This is a genomic window from Flavobacterium myungsuense (genome assembly GCF_042677265.1).
Classification (GTDB): domain Bacteria; phylum Bacteroidota; class Bacteroidia; order Flavobacteriales; family Flavobacteriaceae; genus Flavobacterium; species Flavobacterium myungsuense.
This window is the reverse complement of record NZ_JBHTIZ010000011.1, coordinates 180,494-203,793: the sequence shown is the minus strand read 5'-3', so window position 1 is coordinate 203,793 and position 23,300 is coordinate 180,494. Positions and strand designations below refer to the sequence as shown.

Annotated in this window: 22 protein-coding genes; 8 read left to right on the top strand and 14 right to left on the bottom strand. The window is 32.4% G+C overall.

Going from position 1 to position 23,300, the window contains the following annotated elements:
- Positions 1 to 3 precede the first annotated feature (3 nt).
- The 3 genes from ACFQ0S_RS04465 to moaA are packed head-to-tail and all read left to right on the top strand — an operon-like array spanning position 4 to position 2,350.
- A complete protein-coding gene (locus ACFQ0S_RS04465) occupies positions 4 to 441 on the top strand; it encodes a molybdenum cofactor biosynthesis protein MoaE (protein ID WP_379754441.1) in 438 nt (145 codons plus the stop codon).
- Positions 442 to 1,356, top strand: coding sequence for a bifunctional molybdenum cofactor biosynthesis protein MoaC/MoaB (gene moaCB / locus ACFQ0S_RS04460; RefSeq protein WP_379754438.1), 915 nt, complete (start codon positions 442 to 444; stop codon positions 1,354 to 1,356). It begins immediately after the preceding gene.
- Complete coding sequence (moaA, locus tag ACFQ0S_RS04455) at positions 1,343 to 2,350, top strand: GTP 3',8-cyclase MoaA (protein WP_379754435.1); 1,008 nt, start codon at positions 1,343 to 1,345, stop codon at positions 2,348 to 2,350. Before moaCB ends, moaA begins: the two co-directional genes overlap by 14 nt.
- 41 nt (positions 2,351 to 2,391) lie before the next feature.
- Here the strand turns inward: moaA and ACFQ0S_RS04450 are convergent, their stop codons facing one another.
- Both ACFQ0S_RS04450 and ACFQ0S_RS04445 read right to left on the bottom strand, forming a co-directional pair.
- Positions 2,392 to 3,048: a response regulator gene (locus ACFQ0S_RS04450; RefSeq protein ID WP_379754432.1), complete on the bottom strand. Its 657-nt coding sequence runs from the start codon at positions 3,046 to 3,048 to the stop codon at positions 2,392 to 2,394.
- A gap of 84 nt (positions 3,049 to 3,132) precedes the next feature.
- On the bottom strand, positions 3,133 to 3,720 hold the full coding sequence (locus ACFQ0S_RS04445) for a DUF4202 domain-containing protein (RefSeq protein ID WP_379754429.1): 588 nt from the start codon (positions 3,718 to 3,720) through the stop codon (positions 3,133 to 3,135).
- Positions 3,721 to 4,069: 349 nt separating this feature from the next.
- On the opposite strand from ACFQ0S_RS04445, the gene era reads away from it, so the two are divergent.
- Complete coding sequence (gene era / locus ACFQ0S_RS04440) at positions 4,070 to 4,951, top strand: GTPase Era (protein ID WP_379754426.1); 882 nt, start codon at positions 4,070 to 4,072, stop codon at positions 4,949 to 4,951.
- A gap of 2 nt (positions 4,952 to 4,953) precedes the next feature.
- Here era and ACFQ0S_RS04435 read toward each other — a convergent pair whose 3' ends face one another.
- The gene (locus ACFQ0S_RS04435; RefSeq protein ID WP_379819055.1) at positions 4,954 to 5,637 is read right to left on the bottom strand and encodes a DUF6268 family outer membrane beta-barrel protein; all 684 of its coding nucleotides are present in this window, start codon (positions 5,635 to 5,637) and stop codon (positions 4,954 to 4,956) included.
- 276 nt (positions 5,638 to 5,913) lie between these two features.
- On the bottom strand, positions 5,914 to 6,408 hold the full coding sequence (locus ACFQ0S_RS04430; RefSeq protein ID WP_379754420.1) for a hypothetical protein: 495 nt from the start codon (positions 6,406 to 6,408) through the stop codon (positions 5,914 to 5,916).
- Positions 6,409 to 6,548: 140 nt separating this feature from the next.
- Here ACFQ0S_RS04430 and der point away from each other — a divergent pair, with 140 nt between their 5' ends.
- Positions 6,549 to 7,859 (top strand): ribosome biogenesis GTPase Der, encoded by a 1,311-nt coding sequence (gene der, locus ACFQ0S_RS04425; protein WP_379754417.1) that lies wholly within the window; start codon positions 6,549 to 6,551, stop codon positions 7,857 to 7,859.
- A gap of 95 nt (positions 7,860 to 7,954) precedes the next feature.
- Positions 7,955 to 10,729: an outer membrane beta-barrel protein gene (locus tag ACFQ0S_RS04420; RefSeq protein WP_379754414.1), complete on the top strand. Its 2,775-nt coding sequence runs from the start codon at positions 7,955 to 7,957 to the stop codon at positions 10,727 to 10,729.
- A 22-nt stretch (positions 10,730 to 10,751) separates the two neighbouring features.
- On the opposite strand, the gene ACFQ0S_RS04415 is transcribed toward ACFQ0S_RS04420, so the two are convergent.
- Positions 10,752 to 12,296 carry a hypothetical protein gene (locus tag ACFQ0S_RS04415; protein WP_379754411.1) on the bottom strand — a complete coding sequence of 515 codons (1,545 nt, stop codon included), beginning with the start codon at positions 12,294 to 12,296 and terminating at the stop codon, positions 10,752 to 10,754.
- Positions 12,297 to 12,450: 154 nt separating this feature from the next.
- Here ACFQ0S_RS04415 and ACFQ0S_RS04410 point away from each other — a divergent pair, with 154 nt between their 5' ends.
- Entirely contained in the window at positions 12,451 to 13,617 is a 1,167-nt protein-coding gene (locus ACFQ0S_RS04410; RefSeq protein ID WP_379754408.1) for a 2-isopropylmalate synthase, read from the top strand.
- A gap of 18 nt (positions 13,618 to 13,635) precedes the next feature.
- On the top strand, positions 13,636 to 14,757 hold the full coding sequence (gene leuB, locus ACFQ0S_RS04405; protein WP_379754405.1) for a 3-isopropylmalate dehydrogenase: 1,122 nt from the start codon (positions 13,636 to 13,638) through the stop codon (positions 14,755 to 14,757).
- A 7-nt stretch (positions 14,758 to 14,764) separates the two neighbouring features.
- On the opposite strand, the gene ACFQ0S_RS04400 is transcribed toward leuB, so the two are convergent.
- The 9 genes from ACFQ0S_RS04400 to ACFQ0S_RS04360 all read right to left on the bottom strand — a co-directional run bounded on the left by ACFQ0S_RS04400 (position 14,765) and on the right by ACFQ0S_RS04360 (position 23,246).
- The gene (locus tag ACFQ0S_RS04400; RefSeq protein WP_379754402.1) at positions 14,765 to 15,505 is read right to left on the bottom strand and encodes a DUF2490 domain-containing protein; all 741 of its coding nucleotides are present in this window, start codon (positions 15,503 to 15,505) and stop codon (positions 14,765 to 14,767) included.
- A gap of 285 nt (positions 15,506 to 15,790) precedes the next feature.
- Entirely contained in the window at positions 15,791 to 16,969 is a 1,179-nt protein-coding gene (locus tag ACFQ0S_RS04395; protein WP_379754399.1) for a chromate transporter, read from the bottom strand.
- A gap of 18 nt (positions 16,970 to 16,987) precedes the next feature.
- The gene (locus ACFQ0S_RS04390; RefSeq protein ID WP_379754396.1) at positions 16,988 to 17,533 is read right to left on the bottom strand and encodes a hypothetical protein; all 546 of its coding nucleotides are present in this window, start codon (positions 17,531 to 17,533) and stop codon (positions 16,988 to 16,990) included.
- A 123-nt stretch (positions 17,534 to 17,656) separates the two neighbouring features.
- Positions 17,657 to 20,248 carry a TonB-dependent receptor gene (locus ACFQ0S_RS04385; protein WP_379754393.1) on the bottom strand — a complete coding sequence of 864 codons (2,592 nt, stop codon included), beginning with the start codon at positions 20,246 to 20,248 and terminating at the stop codon, positions 17,657 to 17,659.
- Between the two features lie 245 nt (positions 20,249 to 20,493).
- Positions 20,494 to 20,907, bottom strand: coding sequence for an RrF2 family transcriptional regulator (locus ACFQ0S_RS04380; RefSeq protein ID WP_379754390.1), 414 nt, complete (start codon positions 20,905 to 20,907; stop codon positions 20,494 to 20,496).
- Positions 20,908 to 20,997: 90 nt separating this feature from the next.
- The gene (locus ACFQ0S_RS04375; protein ID WP_379754387.1) at positions 20,998 to 21,831 is read right to left on the bottom strand and encodes a TPM domain-containing protein; all 834 of its coding nucleotides are present in this window, start codon (positions 21,829 to 21,831) and stop codon (positions 20,998 to 21,000) included.
- Entirely contained in the window at positions 21,831 to 22,268 is a 438-nt protein-coding gene (locus ACFQ0S_RS04370) for a TPM domain-containing protein (RefSeq protein WP_379754384.1), read from the bottom strand. The genes ACFQ0S_RS04375 and ACFQ0S_RS04370 overlap by 1 nt, the downstream gene beginning before the upstream one ends.
- A 42-nt stretch (positions 22,269 to 22,310) precedes the next feature.
- Positions 22,311 to 22,898, bottom strand: coding sequence for a LemA family protein (locus tag ACFQ0S_RS04365; RefSeq protein WP_379754381.1), 588 nt, complete (start codon positions 22,896 to 22,898; stop codon positions 22,311 to 22,313).
- A gap of 69 nt (positions 22,899 to 22,967) precedes the next feature.
- A complete protein-coding gene (locus ACFQ0S_RS04360) occupies positions 22,968 to 23,246 on the bottom strand; it encodes a GldL-related protein (protein WP_379754378.1) in 279 nt (92 codons plus the stop codon).
- Positions 23,247 to 23,300 lie beyond the last annotated feature (54 nt).

Genomic DNA, 23,300 nt, shown 5'->3' with positions numbered 1-23,300 from the left:
AGTATGAGTAAAAAAACTGTTTTTCTACACGGACCAATAGCTGCAGAATTTATTGGGCAATCTATTGCAAAACATCAATCGAAACAAACCATAGGTGCGCATAATATATTTCTAGGACAAGTTCGAGCTGATGCAATAGAGGGAAATATAGTTTCTGCAATTGAATATTCAGCCTATGAAGAAATGGCTGACGAAGCAATGAGCCTCATTAGAGAGAAAGCATTTGCTGAATTTGATTTAATTTGCATGCATATTTATCATAGTTTAGGAGTTGTAAAAGCTGGCGAAATTTGTTTGTTTGTATTTGTTTCGGCAACAAGAAGAAAGGAAGTTTACAAAGCAACAGAAGCCATTGTAAATTGGATTAAAACGGATGTGCCTATTTTTGGAAAAGAGCTTTTCGAGAATAGTGATTTTGTATGGAAAAAAAACACTTTATAAATGGTTGATATTACTCAAAAAGTAAGTACACTCCGCTCAGCAACTGCATCTGCAACAGTACTTGTTAGTCATCAAGCTACGATAGACGCTCTTGTTAATAATACTGTTCCTAAAGGAAATGTTTTTGAAATGGCAAAAACAGCTGGATTATTTGCAGTAAAAAACACCCATTTGTCTATTCCAGATTGTCATCCTATTCCTATTGAGTTTACTTCTGTCGAATATGAAATAAAACAATTAAGTGTCGAAATTATTTTCAAGGTAAAAACAATCTACAAAACGGGAGTTGAAGTCGAAGCCATGCACGGCGCATCAATTGTAGCGTTGACGATGTATGATATGCTAAAACCTATTGATAAAAATATTGAAATTTCGACCATTAAATTAATAAGTAAAGAAGGCGGAAAATCATCATTTAAAGACCAATTTCCGTCAACAATTAAAGCAGCTGTTTTTGTATGTTCCGATTCTATTTTTGCAGGAAATAAAGAAGATCGATCTGGAAAAATAATAGTAGAAAAATTAGACTCTTTTGGTGTTGAAACGACACATTATGAGATTATTCCTGATGAAATAGATATCATTCAAGAACGCACAAAAGGGTATGCAAAAGAAAATCAGTTGGTCATTTTTACAGGAGGAACGGGGCTTTCACCCAGAGATGTTACTCCGCAAGCCTTACAAACTTTATTAGAAACTAGGATTCCCGGTATTGAAGAAGCGGTTCGAAAATACGGACAAGACCGAATGCCTTATTCAATGCTTTCAAGAACTGTTGCAGGAACTTTAGACAATACTTTAGTTTTGGCTTTGCCTGGTTCAACCAATGGAGCAAAAGAATCTATGGATGCTATTTTTCCTCATGTATTGCATGTTTTTCATATTTTAAAAGGGAAAAATCATGATGCCAAATAATTCAATTTTAACGGATGATTTTGGTCGTAAGCATAACTATTTGCGAATTTCGTTACTAGAGAAATGCAATTTGCGTTGTTCGTATTGTATGCCAGCAGATGGAATTGTATTAAGTCCAAAGGAAAGCTTAATGACTGCTGACGAAATTTATTCAATTGCTCAATTATTCGTTACTAATGGTGTCGATAAAATAAGATTAACGGGAGGTGAGCCTTTGTTAAGAAAAGATTTTCCGGATATTATCACCAAACTGGCTTCGCTTCAAACCGAGATTTCGATTACCACAAACGGAATTCTTATAGACAAACATATTGCTGTTTTAAAGCAAAGTAAAGTAACCAAAATCAATTTGAGTTTAGATACTTTAATTGCATCTAAATTTTATTCTATTACACTCCGAAATCAATTCGAAAAAGTTATCGCTAACTTACATTTATTATTAAATAACGATTTTAAAGTAAAAGTAAATGTTGTTTTGATAAAAGGTTTTAATGAAAATGAAATTATAGATTTTATTAAATTAACTAAATATTTGCCGCTATCCATTCGGTTTATAGAGTTCATGCCTTTTGCTGGCAACGATTGGGATAGGAGCAAAATGGTTTCTCAGGTAGAAATTCTGAATCAAGTGCGGCATAATTTTACTGAATTGGATGTACAGAAATTAGAAGATGAAGAAAACTTTACCGCTCGGGAGTTTAAAATAAAAGGATATTTAGGAACTTTTGGTATCATTAGCTCAATTACAAATCCGTTTTGTGATGGCTGTAATCGAATTCGACTGACAGCTAACGGTAAAATAAAAAATTGTCTGTTCTCTAATTCAGAAACCGATTTGTTAACATCATTCAGGAACGAAGAAAACCTCGAAGAATTGATCTCATTTGCTATTAAAAATAAAAAGAAAGTAAGGGCAGGAATGGATACTTTTGATGATGTAAACAATCCTATTTTAAATCAGGATAATCGAAGTATGATAGCCATTGGGGGTTAATGGTAGTATCCCATAAAGGGTATAAGTAAAACAGATTGGAATTACAACAAACTAAATTCAGTAGCTTTATTTGAAAGTTCAATAAGGTTTTTTACTTTTAATTTTTTCATTAAATTAAATCGATGTACTTCTGCTGTTCTCTTGCTAATATCTAATATTTCAGCAATTTCCTTGTTTCCTTTGCCTGATAATAGTAGTTTAAGAATTTCTTTTTCTCGCTTTGTAATCATCAATTCGTCGTCTGAAATAGGTTTAGATACTGACAATGATGGTTTGGTAAGTTGACCTATCAAAATCGAAGAAATATCGCCACTAAAATATTTTCCTCCATTAGATATGGTATGCAAAGCTTTTAGAAATTCTTCTTTACTAGAACCTTTTAAAAGATAGCCATCAGCTCCCGCTTTTACAGATTTTAAAACATATTCTTCAGATTCACACATGGTAAGTACAACAATTTTGATTAAATTGTTTTCAAATCTTAATTGCTCAATTACTTCAATGCCATTTAAGTTTGGCATTTTAATATCTACAATAAGTAAATCGGGTTTTTGAGACGCAACTACAGCTAATGCTTCGAGTCCATCATTTGCTTCGCCAATAACAACTATGTTTTCTTCATTTTCTAACAAAGATTTGATACCGTCTCTTACAAAAATATGATCATCTGCAAGTACCACTCGAATTGTGTTGCTCATAATTTACTTAATTTGAACTCTTTTATTACGTATAATTACCTATAAGGTAGTGCTAATATACGTAATTTTCAAAATCAATAGGAATTATAATCCTAATGCAGCATGAATTAAAGCTAAACTAGAAGCAGAATATTTTATTTTTAAGGCTTCTTGGTGTCCTTTTTCAGACATCTTGTTCCAAGTTTTCAAGATGATGTTTTTCAGTTTTTCGGTATCGTGTTTTTGTATAAACTCTTCTAGGTAATACTCTAAAAAAACCAAGCAAATAACATCTTCTAAAAGTTGAGTTTCAGCATCTTTTTTTAGTAATTTTTTTTCAATCAAAAATGAAACTCTATCGATAAAAGTTTTTTCATACCCCACTTTTTCCAGAATCGAAGCGGTAGTTTTTGAATGAAACTTTTTAAGGTCTTCTCTCCATTTTAAATAACCTACTCGATCCATTGGGTAGGATTCTCTAGCTATTTTCCATCGGCAAATGTGCTGGGCTTTTGCTGCAATTTGAATGGCTTCAGATGCATTTGGTTCAAAAATCATAAGCCTTTCATACATTCTATTCGAGTATAATAACTCTTTAGAAATAGGTTTTGATTGGCTTATTTCTTGGTTAGGATCTTGAGCATTTTCTGCATCTATTAAGGCAATTGCTTTTTGAAAAGGAGTTGTTGTCATCTGAAAAAGTATATTTTCAAAGATACATAAATATTCTAAAAAGCCAACGTATGCTTCATTACCTTCAGTTTTTCAGGATAAGTTGCAGTATTTAAATTGTCTCGCTAAGATTATTACCGTCATTATCAATAATAATAACTTAGTCCTAATATTAATACTTAATTTATTTTTTTAGTCATATTTAACCATCAGTCTCTTTTAAAGATAAAGCAAAAAGAATCTTTAAATTGGTTTTCAGAAAAGAGAATTAATAGTAAAGCCTGTTTTAGGGCTTTCTTAATATTGTATATTTGCAAACCATTCCCTTTTGAGAGAAGCGTAGAAAAAAATTTGAACTGAACAAGAATATATGTCACACAAAGCAGGTTTTGTTAATATCATAGGAAATCCAAACGTAGGAAAATCGACACTTATGAATGCCTTTGTAGGCGAAAGATTGTCTATAATTACCTCAAAAGCACAAACGACACGCCATAGAATATTAGGAATTGTAAACGGAGAAGATTTTCAGTTGATACTATCTGATACTCCTGGAATCATTAAACCAGCATATGAAATGCAGGAATCTATGATGAACTTTGTGAAATCGGCTTTTGAGGATGCAGATATATTAATTTACATGGTTGAAATTGGTGAGCAGGAACTGAAGGACGAAGCTTTTTTTAATAAAATCATTCATGCTAAAATTCCAGTTTTACTGTTATTGAATAAAATTGATAACTCAAATCAAGAGCAATTGGAGGAGCAAGTGGCTTTTTGGACCGAGAAAGTTCCTAATGCAGAAATTTTTCCAATATCGGCTTTAAAGAATTTTAATGTTCCTGAGGTTTTTGCCAGAATACTTTCTTTATTGCCAGAATCGCCAGCCTATTACCCAAAAGATCAATTAACAGATAAGCCTGAACGTTTTTTTGTAAATGAAACGATTAGAGAGAAAATTTTATTGAATTACAGTAAAGAGATTCCTTATGCAGTAGAAATTATAACGGAAGAATTTCTAGAAGACGAAAACATTATTCGAATTCGTTCTTTAATTATGGTAGAGCGCGACACACAAAAAGGAATCATAATAGGTCATAAAGGAACGGCTTTGAAAAAAGTTGGTGTTGAATCTCGTGCCGATTTAGAAAAGTTTTTCGGAAAACAAATCCACATCGAATTGTACGTTAAAGTCAATAAAAATTGGCGAAGCAATGCAAATATGTTGAAACGGTTTGGGTACAATCAGTAACTTTACATTCTGTATAACAAGCCAACATTTAGCACAAAATTATTCGACAATTTATTTTCTGAATCTGGAGAAACCGAATCAAAATTAGATTGTAAAGCATCAATATTTCGCATTATGGTAATACCAGGTTTTACATCTAACCATAATTTATTGTATACTTTTGTTTGAATAAAACCAAAGAAGTTGGTATTAAAAAGTTTTAAATATTCAGCATTCTCATTTGGTAAATTATAAATAGATGCGTTTAATGTTGCCGTTGCTCCGTAATTAAAATTAGGTTTGTGTTTTACTAAAAACAATACGCTATTGGGTAAAGTGGCGTTAAACTTAAGTTTACTGGTTTCATAATTAAATAATGCAAAAGGAATAATGGTGTTTTTATTAAAATCATTATTATAGTTTACTCCAAATCCCCAACGAATGGTTTTATTTTTTTGTGATTGGCGCATATAGCCAAACGAAAAAGCCGGAAAAATACTTTTGCCAGAAATATCTGTTTGAAGTTCACTTCTAACATTGATTCTCGCGTTGAACAATAAAAAATTCTTTAAATTTTTAGTGTAAATAAAATTAGAAGTATAGGATACGTCTTGTAGATTTTGGTTAATTCCCTGATCTAAAAACAAAGTTTTATAGCCAAAGCTGTTGTCCCATCTCACTTTTTTGAAGATTTTTTTTGATTTCAAAAAATAGTTCAACTCAACGTTAGATTGATTTACATTGTTTGAATTTTGATCATTTGTAGGGTTGTAAAAGAGGTATTGAAGAGTTGCTCTATTTTCAATTTGACCAAAACATGTACAAGCAAAGCTAAAAAAAACAACGAAGGACAACAACGATTTTATCATCATAAAAAAAGTTAAGTTATTTTAAAATTTTCGTAAAATTAGTAATCAAAAATGAAATTCAAAACATTCGATTCATGAAAAACATATTATTTACATCTAAATTTTTTTGACATTCTATTCTATAATCTTCAAAAACAAATTTTCCATTTCATTCATTTGGTCATTTCCTTTTTTGCGCAATTCTTTTGCAATAAAATAAAGAACAAACCAAATAATAACCATTGCTGCCATCACTATAATATCGGTTGAAAAAGATTGTTTTAGCGAGTAATTAGAAAAGGCAAACATTCCGAAAAGCACAAATGCTCCCGCTATAATAAAATGAAGAAACATAAAAAAAGTCCAAAGGGTTTGGTCTGGGCCAAATAAGCCTCTAATATGCGTTGTTTTTTCTGATTTTGGAACTAATTCGAGGTGCAAATGGGGAGACCAAATGCGTTTCTTAGACGCTACAACATAAAACCAAATGTGATTTTCATATACTTTAATCAAAAAATCTCCTTCATTGTTTTTTGCAGATTCTTCAAAAATTTCATGAACATCTTCAATGTTTTTTTCTACATCTTTATAAAAACGCAATCGAAGCCGAATGGTGGTATTGGTATCCATAGTATTTAAATTGTAATGAATAAATAATTGGCCAGTGAGCTAATATAGTAAAAATATAGATATTATACTATTAAACACTACCTTTGCAGCCCGAGACTGTAAAAAGGTATTCGGGTAAAATAAATAGTTAGAAAAAGAATATGAGTAATATTGTTGCCATTGTAGGAAGACCAAATGTAGGGAAATCAACACTTTTTAATCGATTAATTCAAAGAAGAGAAGCTATTGTTGATGCGGTTTCTGGAGTTACTCGTGACAGAAACTACGGAAAAAGTGAATGGAATGGAAAAGAATTTTCGGTAATTGATACTGGCGGATATGTGCGCGGTTCGGATGATGTTTTTGAAGGAGAAATCCGTAAACAAGTAGAATTAGCTATTGATGAAGCCGATGTAATTATATTTGTAGTTGATGTAGAAGAAGGGATTACGCCAATGGATGATGCGGTTGCCAAATTATTACGTAAAGTTACCAAACCTGTTTTATTGGCTGTAAACAAAGTCGATAATGCTATGCGTGAGAAGGACGCTGTAGAGTTTTATAATTTAGGATTAGGAGAGTATTATACTTTTGCGAGTATTTCAGGAAGCGGAACTGGCGATTTGTTAGACGCATTGATTGAAGCTTTTCCAACACTGCCAGAGCCTACTCAAGAAGAAATTGTTTTGCCTCGTTTTGCTGTTGTAGGGCGCCCTAACGCTGGAAAATCGAGTTTTATAAATGCTTTAATTGGTAAAGAACGATTCATGGTAACCGATATTGCGGGTACCACTCGTGATGCCATTGATACCAAGTTTGACCGTTTTGGTTTTGAATTCAATTTGGTAGATACAGCCGGAATTCGTCGTAAAGCAAAAGTAAAAGAAGATTTAGAATTTTACTCCGTAATGCGTTCTGTTCGTGCCATTGAGCATGCCGATATATGCATCTTAATTATTGATGCCACTCGTGGTTTTGAAGGTCAAGATCAAAGTATTTTTTGGCTAGCGGAAAAAAACAGAAAAGGAGTTGTGATTTTGGTAAACAAATGGGATTTGGTCGAAAAAGATACCATGTCTACTCGTGATTATGAAGAAAAAATCAGAAAAGAATTAATGCCGTTTACCGATGTGCCTATCCTTTTTGTATCAGCAATCACTAAACAGCGTTTGTTGAAAGCACTAGAAGCTACGGTTCAGGTTTTTGAAAACAGAAAACAAAGAATCCCAACGTCTAAATTCAACGATTATATGCTGAAAGTAATTGAAGGGTATCCGCCACCAGCTTTGAAAGGGAAATATGTAAAAATTAAATATTGCATGCAATTGCCAACAGCAACTCCGCAGTTTGTGTTTTTTGCTAATTTGCCTCAGTATGTAAAAGAAGCTTACAAACGTTTTTTAGAAAATAAAATTCGCGAAAACTGGGATTTCTCAGGTGTTCCAATCGATATTTACATTAGAGAGAAATAAAAAATATTAAATAATTTCCACGAAATTTTTTAATCATAATACTAAACCACTTATTCCGTTGTTATTATTCTAATATAGTAACAACGAATTTTTTTATGAAAAAACGATACTTTTTATTCTTCATTTCCTTTTTTAGTTTTTCGGTATTTTCCCAAAACAGCGTCGTTGTTAAAGGTAAAATTATTGATAAAAACACTCAAGTTCCTTTAGAAGCAGCTACTGTATATCTTACCTCTGTAAAAGATTCAACAGTAATTGATTACACCATTACTGATAAAAAAGGATTTTTTACTATGAGCACTAAGAAAATCACTAACCCTGTGTTTTTGAAAATCTCTTATATAGGCTATCAAATATTCAAACAAGAGGAAAAAGCAATTGCTGAAGATAAAGATTTTGGTATTTTACGATTATCAGAAATTACGAATACTTTAGGTGAGGTGGTTATAAAAAGCGAAGCACCTCCCATTCGAATTAAAAAAGATACTTTAGAATTTAATGCTTCTTCTTTTAAAGTGCGCCCCGATTCTAATGTAGAAACCTTGCTCAAACAGTTGCCAGGAGTAGAGGTCTCACCCGAAGGAAAAGTTACCGTAAACGGAAAAGAAGTCAATCAGGTTTTAGTAAACGGTAAGCCATTTTTTGATAAAGACGGAAAAATTGCTTTGCAAAGTTTGCCATCAGACATCATCAATAAAGTGCAAATATCAGACACCAAAACACGAAAGGAAGAAGTGACCAATCAAGCGGCTAGTACTAACAATGCTAGTATCAATCTAACCATTGACGAAGACAAAAACAAAGGCCTTTTTGGTAAATTTATGGCGGGTTATGGCACTGATAATCGATACGAAAGCAGTGCTTTAATCAATTATTTTAAGAATAAAAGAAAAATTAGTGTTTTAGCTTCATCCAATAATATCAATTCTACAGGTTTTTCTATGGATGAGGTTTTTGATACTATGGGAGGCGGACGAAATTCTTCCTATTTTTATAGTAGTGATGGTTCGTATGGCTTTGGCAACATGCGATTTGGTGGCGGAAAAGGAATTACGAGGTCAAATATGGTGGGCGTCAATTATGGCGATGAGTGGTTTAAAGATTTCGATTCGAATACCAGTTATTTTTTTACGAATTCAAATGCACAAAACACCAATACAACCAAGCAAATTAATTTATTGCCAACGGGTGATTTCACAACACAATCAAATGCTAAAACAAACGAAGATCGTTTCGGACATAATGTAAATTTTACTTTTGAGTATAAGATAGATTCAACAGCATCAATATTTATAGCTCCAAAATTTGTTAAAGCCAATACTAAATTTGCATCAAATGCTACCGAGTTTTCAAGAGATCAAAACAATCAATTATTGAACGAAAATGTTTCCAATACTTTTGATGAAAATGACAAAACGAATTTCACCAATTCAATCAATTTCAATAAGGCTTTAAAAAGAAAAGGGCGCTCTATAAATATTTTGTTTGATAACGAAAACACCAATGAAATAGCCAATTCGTTAAATAAATCGACATCGGTATTTTATCAAAATGGTACGCCAAATGATGTTAGAAATCAAAATATAAACAACAGAAATCTCAAAGATTTATATGCTTCTGAGATAACTTTTATGGAGCCTATTTCTGATTCTTTAAGAGTTTCTTTTAATGTGTATGGACGAACCGAGAACTATTCTGAAGTTCGAAAAGCATTTGATTTTGATGAAACTTCTCAGAAGTATTCCATTCTAAACGATAATTTAACCAACACGATATCATCTAATATAAATTTAATTGCCCCAAAAATGGGATTTGCTATCGAGAAGAAAAAATTCAATTTAAATTTTGCCAGCGGAACCAATGTGGCTAAGTTCGACAACCAATCGTTGTATCTAGGAACAACAACAAAATTGAGTAAGAAGTATATTTTTCCGTATGCCAATTTTTATGGAAATATACAATTAGGAAAATCAAAATCGCTTTGGGCAATGTATGATTATACAGTTAATTTCCCTAGGGCTTCACAACTTTTACCTATAGAAAATATAGCGAATCCATTGAATACTTTTATAGGAAATTCAAATTTGGAATTGATTAAAAACCACAGCATTAATTTTAATTTTAACGACTACGATTATGCTACACGTTCGGGTTATTCAATTTATAGCGGTGCTGATATTTTTGATAATCAGATAGTGTCTTCAACCGTTTTTAACGATAGCGGAAAAAGAACAACTACCTTTGAAAATGTTTCTGGAACATTTGAGTATTGGTTTGGCGCTCGATGGAATAAAACTTTTAAAAAAGAAGCGCATATTTTTAAATTCCAGATTGGGAGCAACGCAGAATTAACTAAATCTAAAGGGTTTACAAACGGCGATATGTTTGTTGCTCATGCGCTACAGATTAGTCCAAGAGCCAATTTTACTTATGAATATGGAGAGTTATTGACCATAAATCCGTCGTATACTTTTACTTATAATGATACTCGATACACCAATTATTTAATCAATTCAGCTTCAAACGTTTTGCATACTTTTAATATTCAAACCACCAATTATTGGCCTAAAAATTGGGTTTTTGGTAATGATTTTGGGTATACCTATAATTCTAATATTGCCGATGGTTTTAAAAAAGATTTTTATTTATGGAATACAAGCTTAGCGTATAATTTTTTTCATAAAAAAATGTCAGCCAAAGTAAAAGTATATGATGTGCTCAATCAAAATCAAAGCGTTACTAAAACCATTACACCAACTACAATTCGTGATGAAGAAAACACGGTTCTGAGACGCTACATGATGTTTTCGTTAACGTATAAAATAGAAAAATTTGCGGGTAAAGAAAAACCTTCTAGAGACAGTTGGTAGTTCATATTTTAAAGGATTAATATTAACGTATCAACTTCTTCGCTTTTTCCTGAATAATAGTAGCCACAGGTTTGTTTTCTATTTTACTTTCTAGCCACGAAATGACATCTAAATATAGAAATGCTCGTTTTTCGTATGGATGACTTTCAAAAACAATTAATCGGGCGTGTAATTTTTTGAATTCAGATTTCAGTTCACTTGGAAAAATGGAACCTAAGTTTTTAAGAAACTTTATCATTTCTCGTTGCACTTCATGCAAATCATTCATTTTTATCAAGAACTTATAGGTGCTTTTTAGTTGCACTTCAAGAAGGTAATCCATGCCAGCCTCATAATGCGCTACAAGACTCAATACTCGGGCAAAACACATTAAATCCTCGCGCATCGAAAGGTTTTTATTGTCGATTATTTTCTTTAAATATTCAATGCATTTTTTATTATTGCCTGCGCCAAAATACATGCTGGCAATTTTATAATAAAAAACCATAGTATGATGCTCGTCAATTCGGTCTTCGTTTTTCTTTAAATTCTTCAATACTTCCTCTACTAAATACATGCCGCCTTCAAAATCCCCTTCTAAAAAATGCAAGTTGAATTTACTGTTGTAATAGCATAAAAAATGCAACGTAGTTAAATTATCGTTTTTAGGAAAAGCATCAAGTGCAATTGTTGTTTCAAGTTTTTCTAGTACTTCTTTTATATACGATTTGTGTTTAATGAGGTACAAACATTCTAGCAAATACGTATTTCCTTTAATATACCAAACAGGATTCAGGAAAATCATTTGTTGGTATTCATTAAATAGGTTCACCCATTTATTAGAATAACGGTAACAAGCTAAGAAATCCTGAATCAAAAAACTATGCCATAAATGGGCTTTATACAGCCATAATTTTTCTCTAAATCCTAAATCCTCTATTTGATAGTTAGGTAATTGGTTGTTGAAATACGTTGATATTTCCTGCATTTCTTCTTTGCTTTTCGCATAGCCACTTTTTAGCATGATGCTGTAAAGTTGTAACGATAAATTAGAAAGTTTACTAGCAATTACATTTTGCTGGCTCAGTTCTTTGGCTTGTATGGCTAGTTCATCAGCACGACCAACAATACTTCGAGTAATATATTGCGATTCGATTACTTTTTCAAGTTCTACAATTTCATAAGCAATATTTTTCTCATCATGTTCAAGAGCAATTAATTTGGTTTTGTCAAGAATTTTTAAACTCTGTTTGTACAGTCCTTTATGGTATAAAATTGTTGCAAAATCCAATTGTTCTCTTATTTGTATACGAATGTTTTGATTCACAGGATTCATTCGTAAACTAATTAAAATTTGTTTGTACAAATGCGCCTTTAAATTCGATAATTGCAGTTTAGTAACTATGTTGCTTTTTAAGATTTCTTCCTCATCATATTCACTCATTTTGTCTAAAAGATTAAAAAGTAGCAAAAATTTAGCATCTGTGTTATCACCTAAGCGATTTACATAGAGTTTAAATTGTCTTTTTTCAGATTTAGAGAGTGAATTTATAAGAACAAATAGATTATCTTTTGAAGGGTTTGCCATCGTAAAAATTGTATATTTAAAATACTGTTTTTCAGCTGTTTAGTAACTTGTTTTTTTAATTTAATACTGTAAATCTAAGCATTTAAAAGGATTATTTTACTACCTTAAAACTTAAATTTGTAAATAGAACTTAAAATTAAGGTTAATTATTGATATGGATAATCAAAAAGTACAAATATTTGACACTACGCTACGCGACGGAGAACAAGTCCCAGGATGTAAGCTAAATACGGAGCAAAAGTTAGTTATTGCTCATCGTTTAGATGAATTGGGTGTTGATGTTATAGAAGCTGGATTTCCAATATCAAGTCCAGGCGATTTTATTTCAGTTGAAGCTATTGCTAAAGTAGTTCAGAATGCAACCGTTTGTGCCTTAACAAGAGCTGTAAAGGAAGATATAAATGTTGCTGCAAAGGCATTACAGTTCGCTAAAAAACCTAGGATTCATACAGGTATAGGAACATCTGATTCTCATATTAAATATAAGTTTAATGCCTCAAGAGACGAGATTATAAATCGAGCAGCAGAAGCCATATCTTATGCAAAAACCTTTGTAGACGATGTCGAGTTTTATGCTGAAGATGCCGGTAGAACTGATAACGAATTTTTGGCCTATGTGTGTAGTGAAGCTATCAAAGCAGGAGCTACTGTTCTTAATATTCCAGATACCACAGGCTATTGTCTTCCAGAAGAATATGGTGCTAAAATAAAATACCTTAAAGAAAATGTAATAGGAATAGAGAAAGCTATCCTTTCTTGTCATTGTCATAATGATTTAGGATTAGCAACAGCCAACTCTATTGCGGGAGTAATTAATGGCGCTAGACAAATAGAGTGTACGATTAACGGAATAGGAGAGCGAGCAGGAAATACTGCTTTAGAGGAAGTGGTGATGATTTTGCGTCAGCATCCTGATTTAGGTTTATATACAGATATAAATTCTAAATTATTATACGATACTAGCCGTTTGGTTTCTGAAAGTATGGGAATGTTTGTGCAACCTAATAAAGCAATTGTAGGAGCGAATGCTTTTGCTCATAGCTCCGGAATTCATCAGGATGGAGTGATTAAAAATCGCGAAACTTATGAAATCATGAATCCGCATGATGTTGGGGTAACCGAATCGGCTATTGTACTAACTGCTAGAAGCGGTCGTGCGGCTTTGGCTTACAGAGCTAAAAAAATTGGTTACGAATTAACAAAACTTCAATTAGATATTGTTTACACAGAGTTTTTGAAATATGCCGACAGAAAAAAAGAAGTTATAGATGGTGATGTACACCAAATAATAAAGAATAGTAATATTGATATTTTAGTATAATAATAAATTTTTCAGTCTATGAACTTGAAAATCGCTGTTTTATCGGGTGACGGAATAGGTCCTGAAGTAATTAAACAAGCGGTTGCTGTTTTAAAGGCTGTAGCCGAATTTTATAATCATACTTTCGAATTTGAAGAAGGCCTAGTAGGAGCAATTGCTATTAATAAAACTGGTAGCCCTTTGCCAGAAGCAACTTTAAATTTATGTAAATCAGCTGATGCCATACTTTTTGGCGCAATTGGTGACCCAAAATACGATAATAATCCAGATGCTAAAGTGCGTCCTGAACAAGGATTATTAGATTTAAGGAAAGAATTAGGTTTGTTTGCCAATATTCGTCCAATAAAAGTAATAACCCCACTTATAGACAAATCCCCTTTGAAAAGAAATGTTATTGAAGGAACTGATATTCTCATATATAGAGAATTAACAGGTGGTATCTATTATGGTGAAAAAAAATTAAGTGAAGACGGAACCGTTGCTACTGACATATGCGAATATTCGCAAATGGAAATAGAAAGAATTACACATTTAGCATTCAAAGCAGCTCAAACAAGAAGAAATAAAATAACATTAGTTGACAAGGCAAACGTTATGGAATCTTCTAGATTATGGAGAAGAGTAGTAAAAGAAATTGCGAAACAATATCCAAAAGTAACTTTAAATATTCTTTATATAGATAATGCTGTAAAGCAAATGATTTTAAATCCCAATCAATTTGACATTATTCTAACTGATAATTTGTTTGGCGATGTTTTATCTGATGAAGGAAGTGTCATTGTAGGTTCTATAGGATTATTAGCTTCAGCATCGGTTGGTACAAAGTATGCGATGTTTGAGCCTATTCATGGTACCTATCCGCAAGCTAAAGGGAAAAATATTGCAAATCCAATTGGTGCCATTTTAAGTGCAGTAATGTTACTCGATAATTTTGGATTAAACGAAGAAGCCAATGCCGTTAGAAGAGCCATCGAATTAACTTTAGAGCATAATATTGTAACTCCTGATATAAATGTAGTGCGTAATTTTGGCACTGATCATGTTGGAGAAACTATTGTTAGTAGTATATTAAATAACGAAGATCCAAACGGTTATATTAATTTAGAAAATATTAGTATAGGAAAATCTATTTTCTTTTAAACTTATTTTATTTCGTTTTCTTTAAATTTATTTTATGAAAAATACTCAGTCGAATGATGTTTCTATTAAAATAATCTACCCCATTTACTCTTTGTTGAAAACTATTTAAATACCCAAGTTCTATTGCTAGATTGTCATTAAAACCAAATTGTAAGGCACCATATATTCTATTTTGGTCAAATGTATTGTAAATGATATTTTTCCCGGCATTAAACATGATTTCATCATTTATAACCGCTTTCAAAAAGTGATTTTTTTTCCCCAAAAATGTGTAATCAGCTTGAAGTCGGTATCTAAATCGCCAAAAAAAGGTGGTTCCATCTGTTAATCTCTCTGTGTTTGCATTTCTCACAAATCGTTGTTCAAATTGAAACCGTTGGTAAAAGTTTAGTTTTCCAAATTCATGTTTCCAAGTAATATCTTGTTGACCTCTGTTTTCGGGAATCTCGAAATCAAAAATTTGTTCTGGAACCTGAGTGGATACTGAAAAATAAGCATAGCCAATTCCTGCTTCTAAATGGTCATTAAATTTATACCTTCCCTGTATCCTAAATACGTAGAGATTTTGTTCGATTGGTTTTAGAAATACTCTGTTGTCAAACTCAGTATGAATAGACCATGAATTGTTTATAAGAAGTTGATTGTAATATCGAGTCCAAAGAATACTTTGATGGTCGATATTTTTTTGAGATTGTGCTAAAGAACTATGAGATATAATAATTAAAAAAAGTAAGATTAAGTTTTTCAAGTTATTTGATTAAAAATGGCAAAGGTAAACAAACGCATTTAAAACAAAATTGTTTATATACTTTTCTTGAATTATTATACTACTTATATCTTTTAAATAGTTTGGAGTTTTGATGTATAATCGGTGTTATTTCGAGCTACGAAATAATAATATTTAGTTACATCCTTACTTTATTAATTTGTATGTAACAGAGAAACTGAAAAGTAAATTACCTGAACAAGTATTAAAAGTTAGTAATTGGTTTTGATGCGAAGTTGTCAAAGAAACCTTGCTTTTAATGAATGTTCAGATTAGTTTAATCAAAATTCCTATGACAGCTGCAATTCCTATAATATAAGGCTCCTGAATTTTTTTCAAGAAAATTAAAATCAAGATTGTGCCTAAAGCAATTAATGCTGTTTGAATGTCTATTATTGTTCGCCCAGTGATTACAATTACGGCACCCACCAAAGCTCCAATTACTCCAGCTGTTATACCGTCAACAAATGCTTTGATGCTTTTGTTTTGGGATATTTTTTTGAAATAAGGAGCAGGAATTACCGTAAATAAATAGCAAGGAAGAAAAACCCCCAAAGCTGCAATAGTTGCACCAGTAACTCCAGCGACTAAATAACCAATAAAACCCACGGTAATAACTACTGGTCCAGGAGTAATCATAGCTACTGCAACCGCATCAACAAATTGATGTTCTGTTAACCATCTGTGTTCATTGACTACTCCAGTATGTAAAAAAGGAACAATGGCTAAACCGCTTCCAAAAACAAAGGCTCCAGCTTTGATGAAAAACCAGGCAAGATCTCCTAATTTCCCAAGTTCGATTGTTGAAAATCCAGCAGTTGTTAGAAAAAATAAAGAAGCCCTTTTAGGGCGTTTAATCCATTCGGGTGGTGCTTTTACAATCATGTAGATGAACCCTAAAGCAATAAACAACAGTAGTTCTTCTTTTTGAGTTACAGCCGTAAGAATAGTGGTAGCAATGTAAAATATCCAAAGTAACCAATTGCTTTTTATAGTCGAAATTTCAAATTTGCTAATAGATTTTATTGTGAGTTTGTAGGAACTCAAAACAATAATCCCAATTACAGCTGCGCTAATGCCGTAAAAAATAGCTTGCATCCATGGTAATCCGCCATACGCTTGATAGGCAATACCTAATAATACGACCATTATGAAGGAGGGTAAAATAAAGGCCAATCCTGATAAGGTGGCGCCTAAAACACCAAAGTGCACAAACCCTATATAAATTCCCAATTGAGCCGCTAAAGGACCTGGAGTTAATTGAGAAAGCGCTAAGCCTTCTTTATAATCGGAATCGCTAATCCATTGTTTGTCTTCTACTAAATCACGATGCATATATCCCACTAAAGCAACTGGTCCTCCAAATCCTGTTGTGCCTAATTTGAGAAAATATTTGATCAAATCTAGTAAAGTATAACTGGGTGTTGTTTCATTAAATTCGCGCATAATTTTTAAAAAAAAAGATTAGAATGCGATTCCAAATTGAAATCCTATAGTTAAGGATGAAGGTTTGTCATTTCCAAACCTAAGAGGAACAGGAACAGCAACAAAATAATTGTGGTCTTTATTTTTTTTAATAACCTTGCTGATGATAGGAGTAATGCCGTAACGACCAGAAGTTTCAAATGCTACTCTTCCTGCAAATGTAAAGTTGTTTTTTAGACGTATTAATATTCCTGGGTGAATTAATAGATTATTCACTTTACTTATTTCACTATCACTTTTAATTGTGGGTACCAATTCAAATGAGAATCCTATTGTTTTGCTTTTCCAAATGTTTATTCCAATAGGGAGACCCACAATATAATAATCTTTAAAGTTAGTGGTTGTTTCTTCAGATGAAAAAGTGACAATAGGATGAAGTACTCCAACAAAGCCTGTAATTTTAGGAAAGCTTTCTTCGTTTTGCGCATTTATAGTATTACACAAAGTCATTATACAAAATACAAAAAATAGTTTGAGTAGAGACTGTTTTTTTTTCTTGAATAGATATCGGAGTGCTTTTTTCATGTTTTTTTTGAGTTTTAAAAATAAATAAAATAACCATCAAATTTAATTTTGATGGTTATTTTTTCAATTTATTTATGTTTTCAACTTATTATTAAGTAAATAATTTAAAGAAGAAATGCTTTATTACAATGTGTATTTAAATGTGATGCCATAAGTTCTTTGGTCTCCCAAAACACCTGCATAATGACCTGCATTTCCTCCAGCAGGTAATAATTGTTCAAAGTAGTTTTTGTCAAATAAATTTCTGCCCCAAATGAAAACAGTTAATCCTTCAGAGGCTCTGAAACCAATTCTACTATTAAAAATGCTATATCCTTTAACCACTAAATATTTAGAAGGTGTGGCATTTGATGAGAATGAAGATCGTGAATACGAATCAATTGCAAAGAACAATTTTCCTTTATTACCAAAGAATCTTGCATCTTTTGATAAATCTCCTCCTAAGGTTCCAGCCCATTTTGAAATTCCTGGTAGTTCAGCACCTGAAATGTCTTTCGAAAAGATTTGTTTTCCATCGACTCTTAATCCTGTTTCTTCTAGTGGTAGAGGAGCGTTTTTGAAACTTACATAGCGACCATCGGTATAAGATAGGGCAGTATTGAAGGAAAGATTTTTAGAAACCGTGATTCTACCATCTATTTCTAGACCTCGAACTCTCACTTTCTCAGCATTGGCAAGATACCCACGATTTAGTGTAATATCTTCACTTTGAACTAGGGTTTGATAATCGTCTATGTCTGTATTAAAAACTGATAAATTAATAATAGTGTTATTAAATGGATTCGTTTTTACACCAATTTCATAATGATTTACTTGCTCCGGTTTAATCTTTGCAAGTTCTATAATAGGGCCGTTTGCATCAGCGGGTATTCCACCAACATTAACACCTACAGGTTTGTAACTCTTGGCATAAGTGGCATATGCATTAATTTTTTCACTAGGTTTGTAAGCAAAAGTGATGTTTCCTGAAAAATCAGTATCAGCAACATCTACTTTAAATGCCTGATTCGAGTAAACAGAATTACGTAAGGCTAGCAATTTAGTTTGAGTTGCGGCATCAAAACCTGATAAGTCCCCACCGCCATAGGTTTGCCTACTATAATCCAATTTCTTTGTATCGTAATTGTACCTTAATCCAGGTAAGATATGAAGTGATTCTGTAATTTTCCAGTCTAGCTGACCAAATAGAGCACCACTAAAAGAATCGATATTGTTTTTAGTTTTTATTCCATAGCCATCTAAAAGTCCTGGAGTAGCCCATAATGCTGCATTAGGAGTGCCTGGAGCGGCATTTTGTGAAAATCGCCATTGGTCTTTTCCAGCCTCTTCTATTTGTATAGGATCCGCTTTAAGATTTTGCCCTATTGCAAATACTCCAAATACTCCTGAAATCCTTTTTGTAAATTCTCCAGCATATCTAATTTCTTGTGACCATTGATTGTGTTTTGAGGTAGCTTGCGATAATTTAAGGGCTTGTAATCCTGTAAAATCTCTATCATTTGAAGGGTCCCAATCCCAAAAGCGATAGGCTGAAGTTGAGGTTAATGTACCTTTTCCTAGTTTAGCCTCAAGATTCAGTGTAGCGCCACCTAAATCTTGATTGGATCTCCATTGCGCATCTGTATCTATTTTGCGGTCGAATGGATTAGTACTTGGAAGTTTATAACCAAGGTCTGCAATAATACTGTTAAACTGACGATAGCCATCACGAAGTGTAGGAGCAACACCTGCAATTACTTGGGCATAACCATTTGGTCTTTGTTTAGAATAATCTACAGCTAATGTTACGTTGATGTCATCAGTTGGTTTGTATAATAACTGCCCTCTAACTCCTTGGTTGTTTAAATCATTAACTGAATTTCCTGTAGCCACATTTTCAAGTAGTCCATCTCTATGTGTGCCTGAGAATGATAATCTACCAGCAATTTTTTTAGACAAAGCACCTGTTACTGAACTTTTTGCTTGGATGAAGCCGTAATTTCCATAACTTAATTCAAGTGTAGCTCCAGAAATAAAACTAGGTTTGCGTGTAGTTACGTTGAAAGCTCCTGCGGTAGTGTTTTTTCCAAATAAAGTTCCTTGAGGACCACGTAATACTTCTATTTGGTCTACATCTACAAAGTCTAGAGTAGTTGCCGCGGGTCTAGCATAATACACCCCATCAACATAAAATCCAACTCCTAGATCAATGCCGTCATTCGTAAGACCAAAAGTAGAACCAAGACCACGAATGTTAAGTGTTGTGTTTCTTGGATTTGATGAATACAATTGGACAGAAGGTGTTAATTCTTTTAAACGATTCACGTTGAATGCTCCAGCTATTTCAGCCTGTCTTCCACCAATTACAGAAACAGCAATTGGAACGTTTTGTGCTTTTTCAATTCTACGTCTAGAAGTAATCACTACATCATTTAGTTGATTTGCAATCGTTAATATAATTTGGATCTCTTTATTTGGTAATTCTGTGTAGTCTAATTGTGCTGTTTTGTAACCCTCCTGAACTATTATCAATGTAAAAGGAAGTTTATCATGTGTGTCAATCGAGAATTTCCCACTAGCATCCGTTGTTGTGCTGTATTTGGTTCCTTTAAGGACAATGTTAACTCCTTCTAAAGGAGCGTCATTTGAGTTTTTTACTACTCCTTCAACGGTTGTCTGAGCAAATGAGTAATTAAATAGTAGTAAAAATGTTATTGATTTAAATATTTTTTTCATTATTTTTATATATTATATGTGATTAGTAGAGTTTAAAATTATTTTTTTTGACTGCACATACACATCATAGGTAATAGTTTGTTTTGCTTCATTGTGTTTGAATTTGATTTAGTGTTTTGTTTTTCATTTAATTTTAACTTCATCGAAAAGGTTTTCATAATTCTTAAATTTTTAATTGTGAATTAAATTCGGAGGCAAATATATAATTAATTCTATAAAATTAGTAGAATTTAAAAAATATTTTTTTATTTTTTTTCTAAAGAAGCTATCGTTATGCCCTCCATTGCTTTCAAAGTTTCATTTCTAATAGCAATTAAACCGTGTCTTAATAGGCATTCAGATTCTTCTTTGCAATCAGAACAAGGTTCGTAAAAATTAATAGAGGCGCAGGGAAGTAGTGCAATAGCACCATCAAAAAAACGATGAATTTCAGCTAAAGTGATTTCTTCTTTTGATTTTAAAAGATAATAACCCCCAAATTTTCCTTGTTTGCTTCCAACAAAATGACCTCGTTTTAAATCTAAAAGAATTTGTTCTAAAAATTTTTTTGGAATACTAGCTTCTTCTGCAATTTCAATAGTTTTTGAAATGTGGTTTTTATCTTGCTGTGCTAGGTAAAGTAAGGCTTTTAGTGCGTATTTTGTTTTATGTGAAAGCATTTTGTATCTCGATATTTTAAATTTAGTTGTTGATATATTAATTTGACAAAACTAATTTTTTTCTAGTGATATTGACGAAAATTAAAAAATTTACCAGTCTCCGCTGCTACCACCACCGCTAAATCCGCCTCCTCCAAAACCGCCTCCGAAACCGCCACCGCCTCCTGAGGAACCGCCAAATCCTCCTCCAAAACCGCCGCTATTTCTGCCTAAACTACTCAAAATTATAACATCGAGTAAACTAGAACCCATATCTCCAGAGTTGCCTGAGTTACCTCCTCCGTTTTTGTTGCGAGAAATAAGAACAAGCAAAATTACTACTATTATAATAAAGGGTAATATAGGAAAATCTTTGCTTTTGGTTTTCTTGCGTTCGCCTTTGTATTTGCCTTTAAAAACATCAATAATCGCATCGGTACCTTTATCTAAACCAGTATAAAAACTACCGGCTTTAAACTCAGGTCTAATAATATTTCTAATTATTTGGCCTCCAATTCCTGCGGTCAAACGATCTTCTAGACCATAACCTGGATTTATAGCTATTTTTCTTTCGGCTTTTGCTAATAGAATTATTACACCATTATCGTCTTTGGCTGTGCCACCAATTCCCCATGTTTGTCCCCATTTTGTAGCTAACAGGCTAACGTCTTCTCCTTTAAGTGACTCAATTGTTATAACAACAATTTGAGTAGTAGTAGAATCGGAATATTTAATTAGTTTTTCTTCTAACTGCTTTTTTTCGTTAGCATTTAAAATAGCAGCATAATCATAAACTGAAGTTTGAAAACTAGGTTTTTCAGGAATCGTAAATTGTGCAAATAGAAAATTACTATTAAATAGAATAAAAAAACAACAAAATAAGTTTAGTCCTTTTTTGATTTTCGACTTCTGGCTTCTAACTTCTAACTTCTGACTTATTTCCATTATCCTTTAGATATTTCGTTTGATAATTCATTGGTATCTCCATTTTCAAAAGGAAAATATTTCTGTAATTGTTCGCCAGCTTTAGTAATACCGTCAATCAAACCTTGCTTGAAATTACCGCTTTTAAAATGGGTTGCCATAATTTCTTTTGTGCTATCCCAGAAACCTTTCGGTACTACTTGGTTAATACCTTTGTCTCCACAAATCACGAACTTATGATCTTTAACAGCGAGATAAATAAGAACCCCATTTTTTAGTTCGGTTTGGTCCATTTTCAATTCGTGAAAAACTTCCAAAGCTCTATCAAAAGGAACTTTGGAAGTAGTTTTTTCTATATGAACTCTTATCTCGCCAGAAGTTTCTTTTTCAGCCACACGAATAGCTTCAACAATTTCTTGTTCTTCTTCTTTGGTTAAAAAATCTTCAACTTTCGACATAATTAGTTTTTTAAAGCCACTCCTTTGATGGGGTAGGGAGGATTAGAATTTTACTTCAACTGGTTTTTCAGCACCTTCAACAGATTGGAAATAGGCTTTTTCTTTGAAACCAAAAACACCTGCAAACAAACTGTTTGGAAACGTTTTTATGTGAGTATTGTATGGCTTAACAGCTTCGTTAAAACGTGTTCTAGCAGTTAGAATTTGATTCTCCGTACTTGCTAATTCGTCTTGTAATTTCAAGAAGTTTTCATTCGCTTTCAAAGTAGGATATTGTTCGACTGAAACCAGTAATCGAGATAAAGAACTGCTTACACCACTTTGTGCTTTATTAAATTCAGCTAATTTTTCAGCAGTAATGTTTGTTGGGTCGATAGTGGTTTGAGTTGCTTTAGCACGAGCTTCAATAACTGCTGTTAAAGTACTTTTTTCAAAGTCGGCAGCGCCTTTTACCGTATTTACTAAATTACCAATTAAATCATTTCTTCTTTGATATGCCGTTTGTACGTCACCCCAGGATTGTTCAACTGTCTGTCCTAAAGTAACTGCGGTGTTATTTATTTCTTTAACCCAGCTGTAAATTCCCAGTATAACAACTGCTCCGATAATCCAAGGCAAAAATCTTCTCATTTTATTTAATTTTAAAGTTTAATATTTAGTTTTTATTTTGTTATTGCTATTGCTATTGTCATTGCCATTCTATATTATTTTTCTTCTACTAGATAGTAGATATATTAATCCTGTAAACATTCCGAAAAATATAAATCCCATAATCCATATAAATTTTTCAGTTCCTTCTATTTTTTTTGAATTTGAAATTTCATAAATTGATCCAACTATGAAAATCAACAATGACAAAACCCCAATCATCAAAAAAAAATTTGCAAATGGCCAATGCATTATTTTAAATAAAGCTCCAGGAATTGTTAAGACAAAAGAAACAATAAAACTCCAAGGTAAAAAATTTTTAAAATCCATTTTTATTTAATTTTAAAGTTTAGTATTTAGTTTTTGTTTTAATTTTTATTGAAA

Bases quoted from the DNA above. Each gene is read 5' to 3' on its own strand.
- ACFQ0S_RS04420 (WP_379754414.1), top strand. From the start codon at position 7,955: ATGAAAAAACGATACTTTTTATTCTTCATTTCCTTTTTTAGTTTTTCG.
- ACFQ0S_RS04380 (WP_379754390.1), bottom strand. From the start codon at position 20,907: ATGCTTTCACATAAAACAAAATACGCACTAAAAGCCTTACTTTACCTA.
- ACFQ0S_RS04465 (WP_379754441.1), top strand. From the start codon at position 4: ATGAGTAAAAAAACTGTTTTTCTACACGGACCAATAGCTGCAGAATTT.
- ACFQ0S_RS04430 (WP_379754420.1), bottom strand. From the start codon at position 6,408: ATGGATACCAATACCACCATTCGGCTTCGATTGCGTTTTTATAAAGAT.
- ACFQ0S_RS04445 (WP_379754429.1), bottom strand. From the start codon at position 3,720: ATGACAACAACTCCTTTTCAAAAAGCAATTGCCTTAATAGATGCAGAA.
- era (WP_379754426.1), top strand. From the start codon at position 4,070: ATGTCACACAAAGCAGGTTTTGTTAATATCATAGGAAATCCAAACGTA.
- moaA (WP_379754435.1), top strand. From the start codon at position 1,343: ATGATGCCAAATAATTCAATTTTAACGGATGATTTTGGTCGTAAGCAT.
- ACFQ0S_RS04390 (WP_379754396.1), bottom strand. From the start codon at position 17,533: ATGAAAAAAGCACTCCGATATCTATTCAAGAAAAAAAAACAGTCTCTA.
- ACFQ0S_RS04415 (WP_379754411.1), bottom strand. From the start codon at position 12,296: ATGGCAAACCCTTCAAAAGATAATCTATTTGTTCTTATAAATTCACTC.
- der (WP_379754417.1), top strand. From the start codon at position 6,549: ATGAGTAATATTGTTGCCATTGTAGGAAGACCAAATGTAGGGAAATCA.
- ACFQ0S_RS04370 (WP_379754384.1), bottom strand. From the start codon at position 22,268: ATGTCGAAAGTTGAAGATTTTTTAACCAAAGAAGAAGAACAAGAAATT.
- moaCB (WP_379754438.1), top strand. From the start codon at position 442: ATGGTTGATATTACTCAAAAAGTAAGTACACTCCGCTCAGCAACTGCA.
- ACFQ0S_RS04385 (WP_379754393.1), bottom strand. From the start codon at position 20,248: ATGAAAAAAATATTTAAATCAATAACATTTTTACTACTATTTAATTAC.
- ACFQ0S_RS04410 (WP_379754408.1), top strand. From the start codon at position 12,451: ATGGATAATCAAAAAGTACAAATATTTGACACTACGCTACGCGACGGA.
- ACFQ0S_RS04375 (WP_379754387.1), bottom strand. From the start codon at position 21,831: ATGGAAATAAGTCAGAAGTTAGAAGTTAGAAGCCAGAAGTCGAAAATC.
- ACFQ0S_RS04360 (WP_379754378.1), bottom strand. From the start codon at position 23,246: ATGGATTTTAAAAATTTTTTACCTTGGAGTTTTATTGTTTCTTTTGTC.
- ACFQ0S_RS04395 (WP_379754399.1), bottom strand. From the start codon at position 16,969: ATGCGCGAATTTAATGAAACAACACCCAGTTATACTTTACTAGATTTG.
- ACFQ0S_RS04450 (WP_379754432.1), bottom strand. From the start codon at position 3,048: ATGAGCAACACAATTCGAGTGGTACTTGCAGATGATCATATTTTTGTA.
- ACFQ0S_RS04365 (WP_379754381.1), bottom strand. From the start codon at position 22,898: ATGAGAAGATTTTTGCCTTGGATTATCGGAGCAGTTGTTATACTGGGA.
- leuB (WP_379754405.1), top strand. From the start codon at position 13,636: ATGAACTTGAAAATCGCTGTTTTATCGGGTGACGGAATAGGTCCTGAA.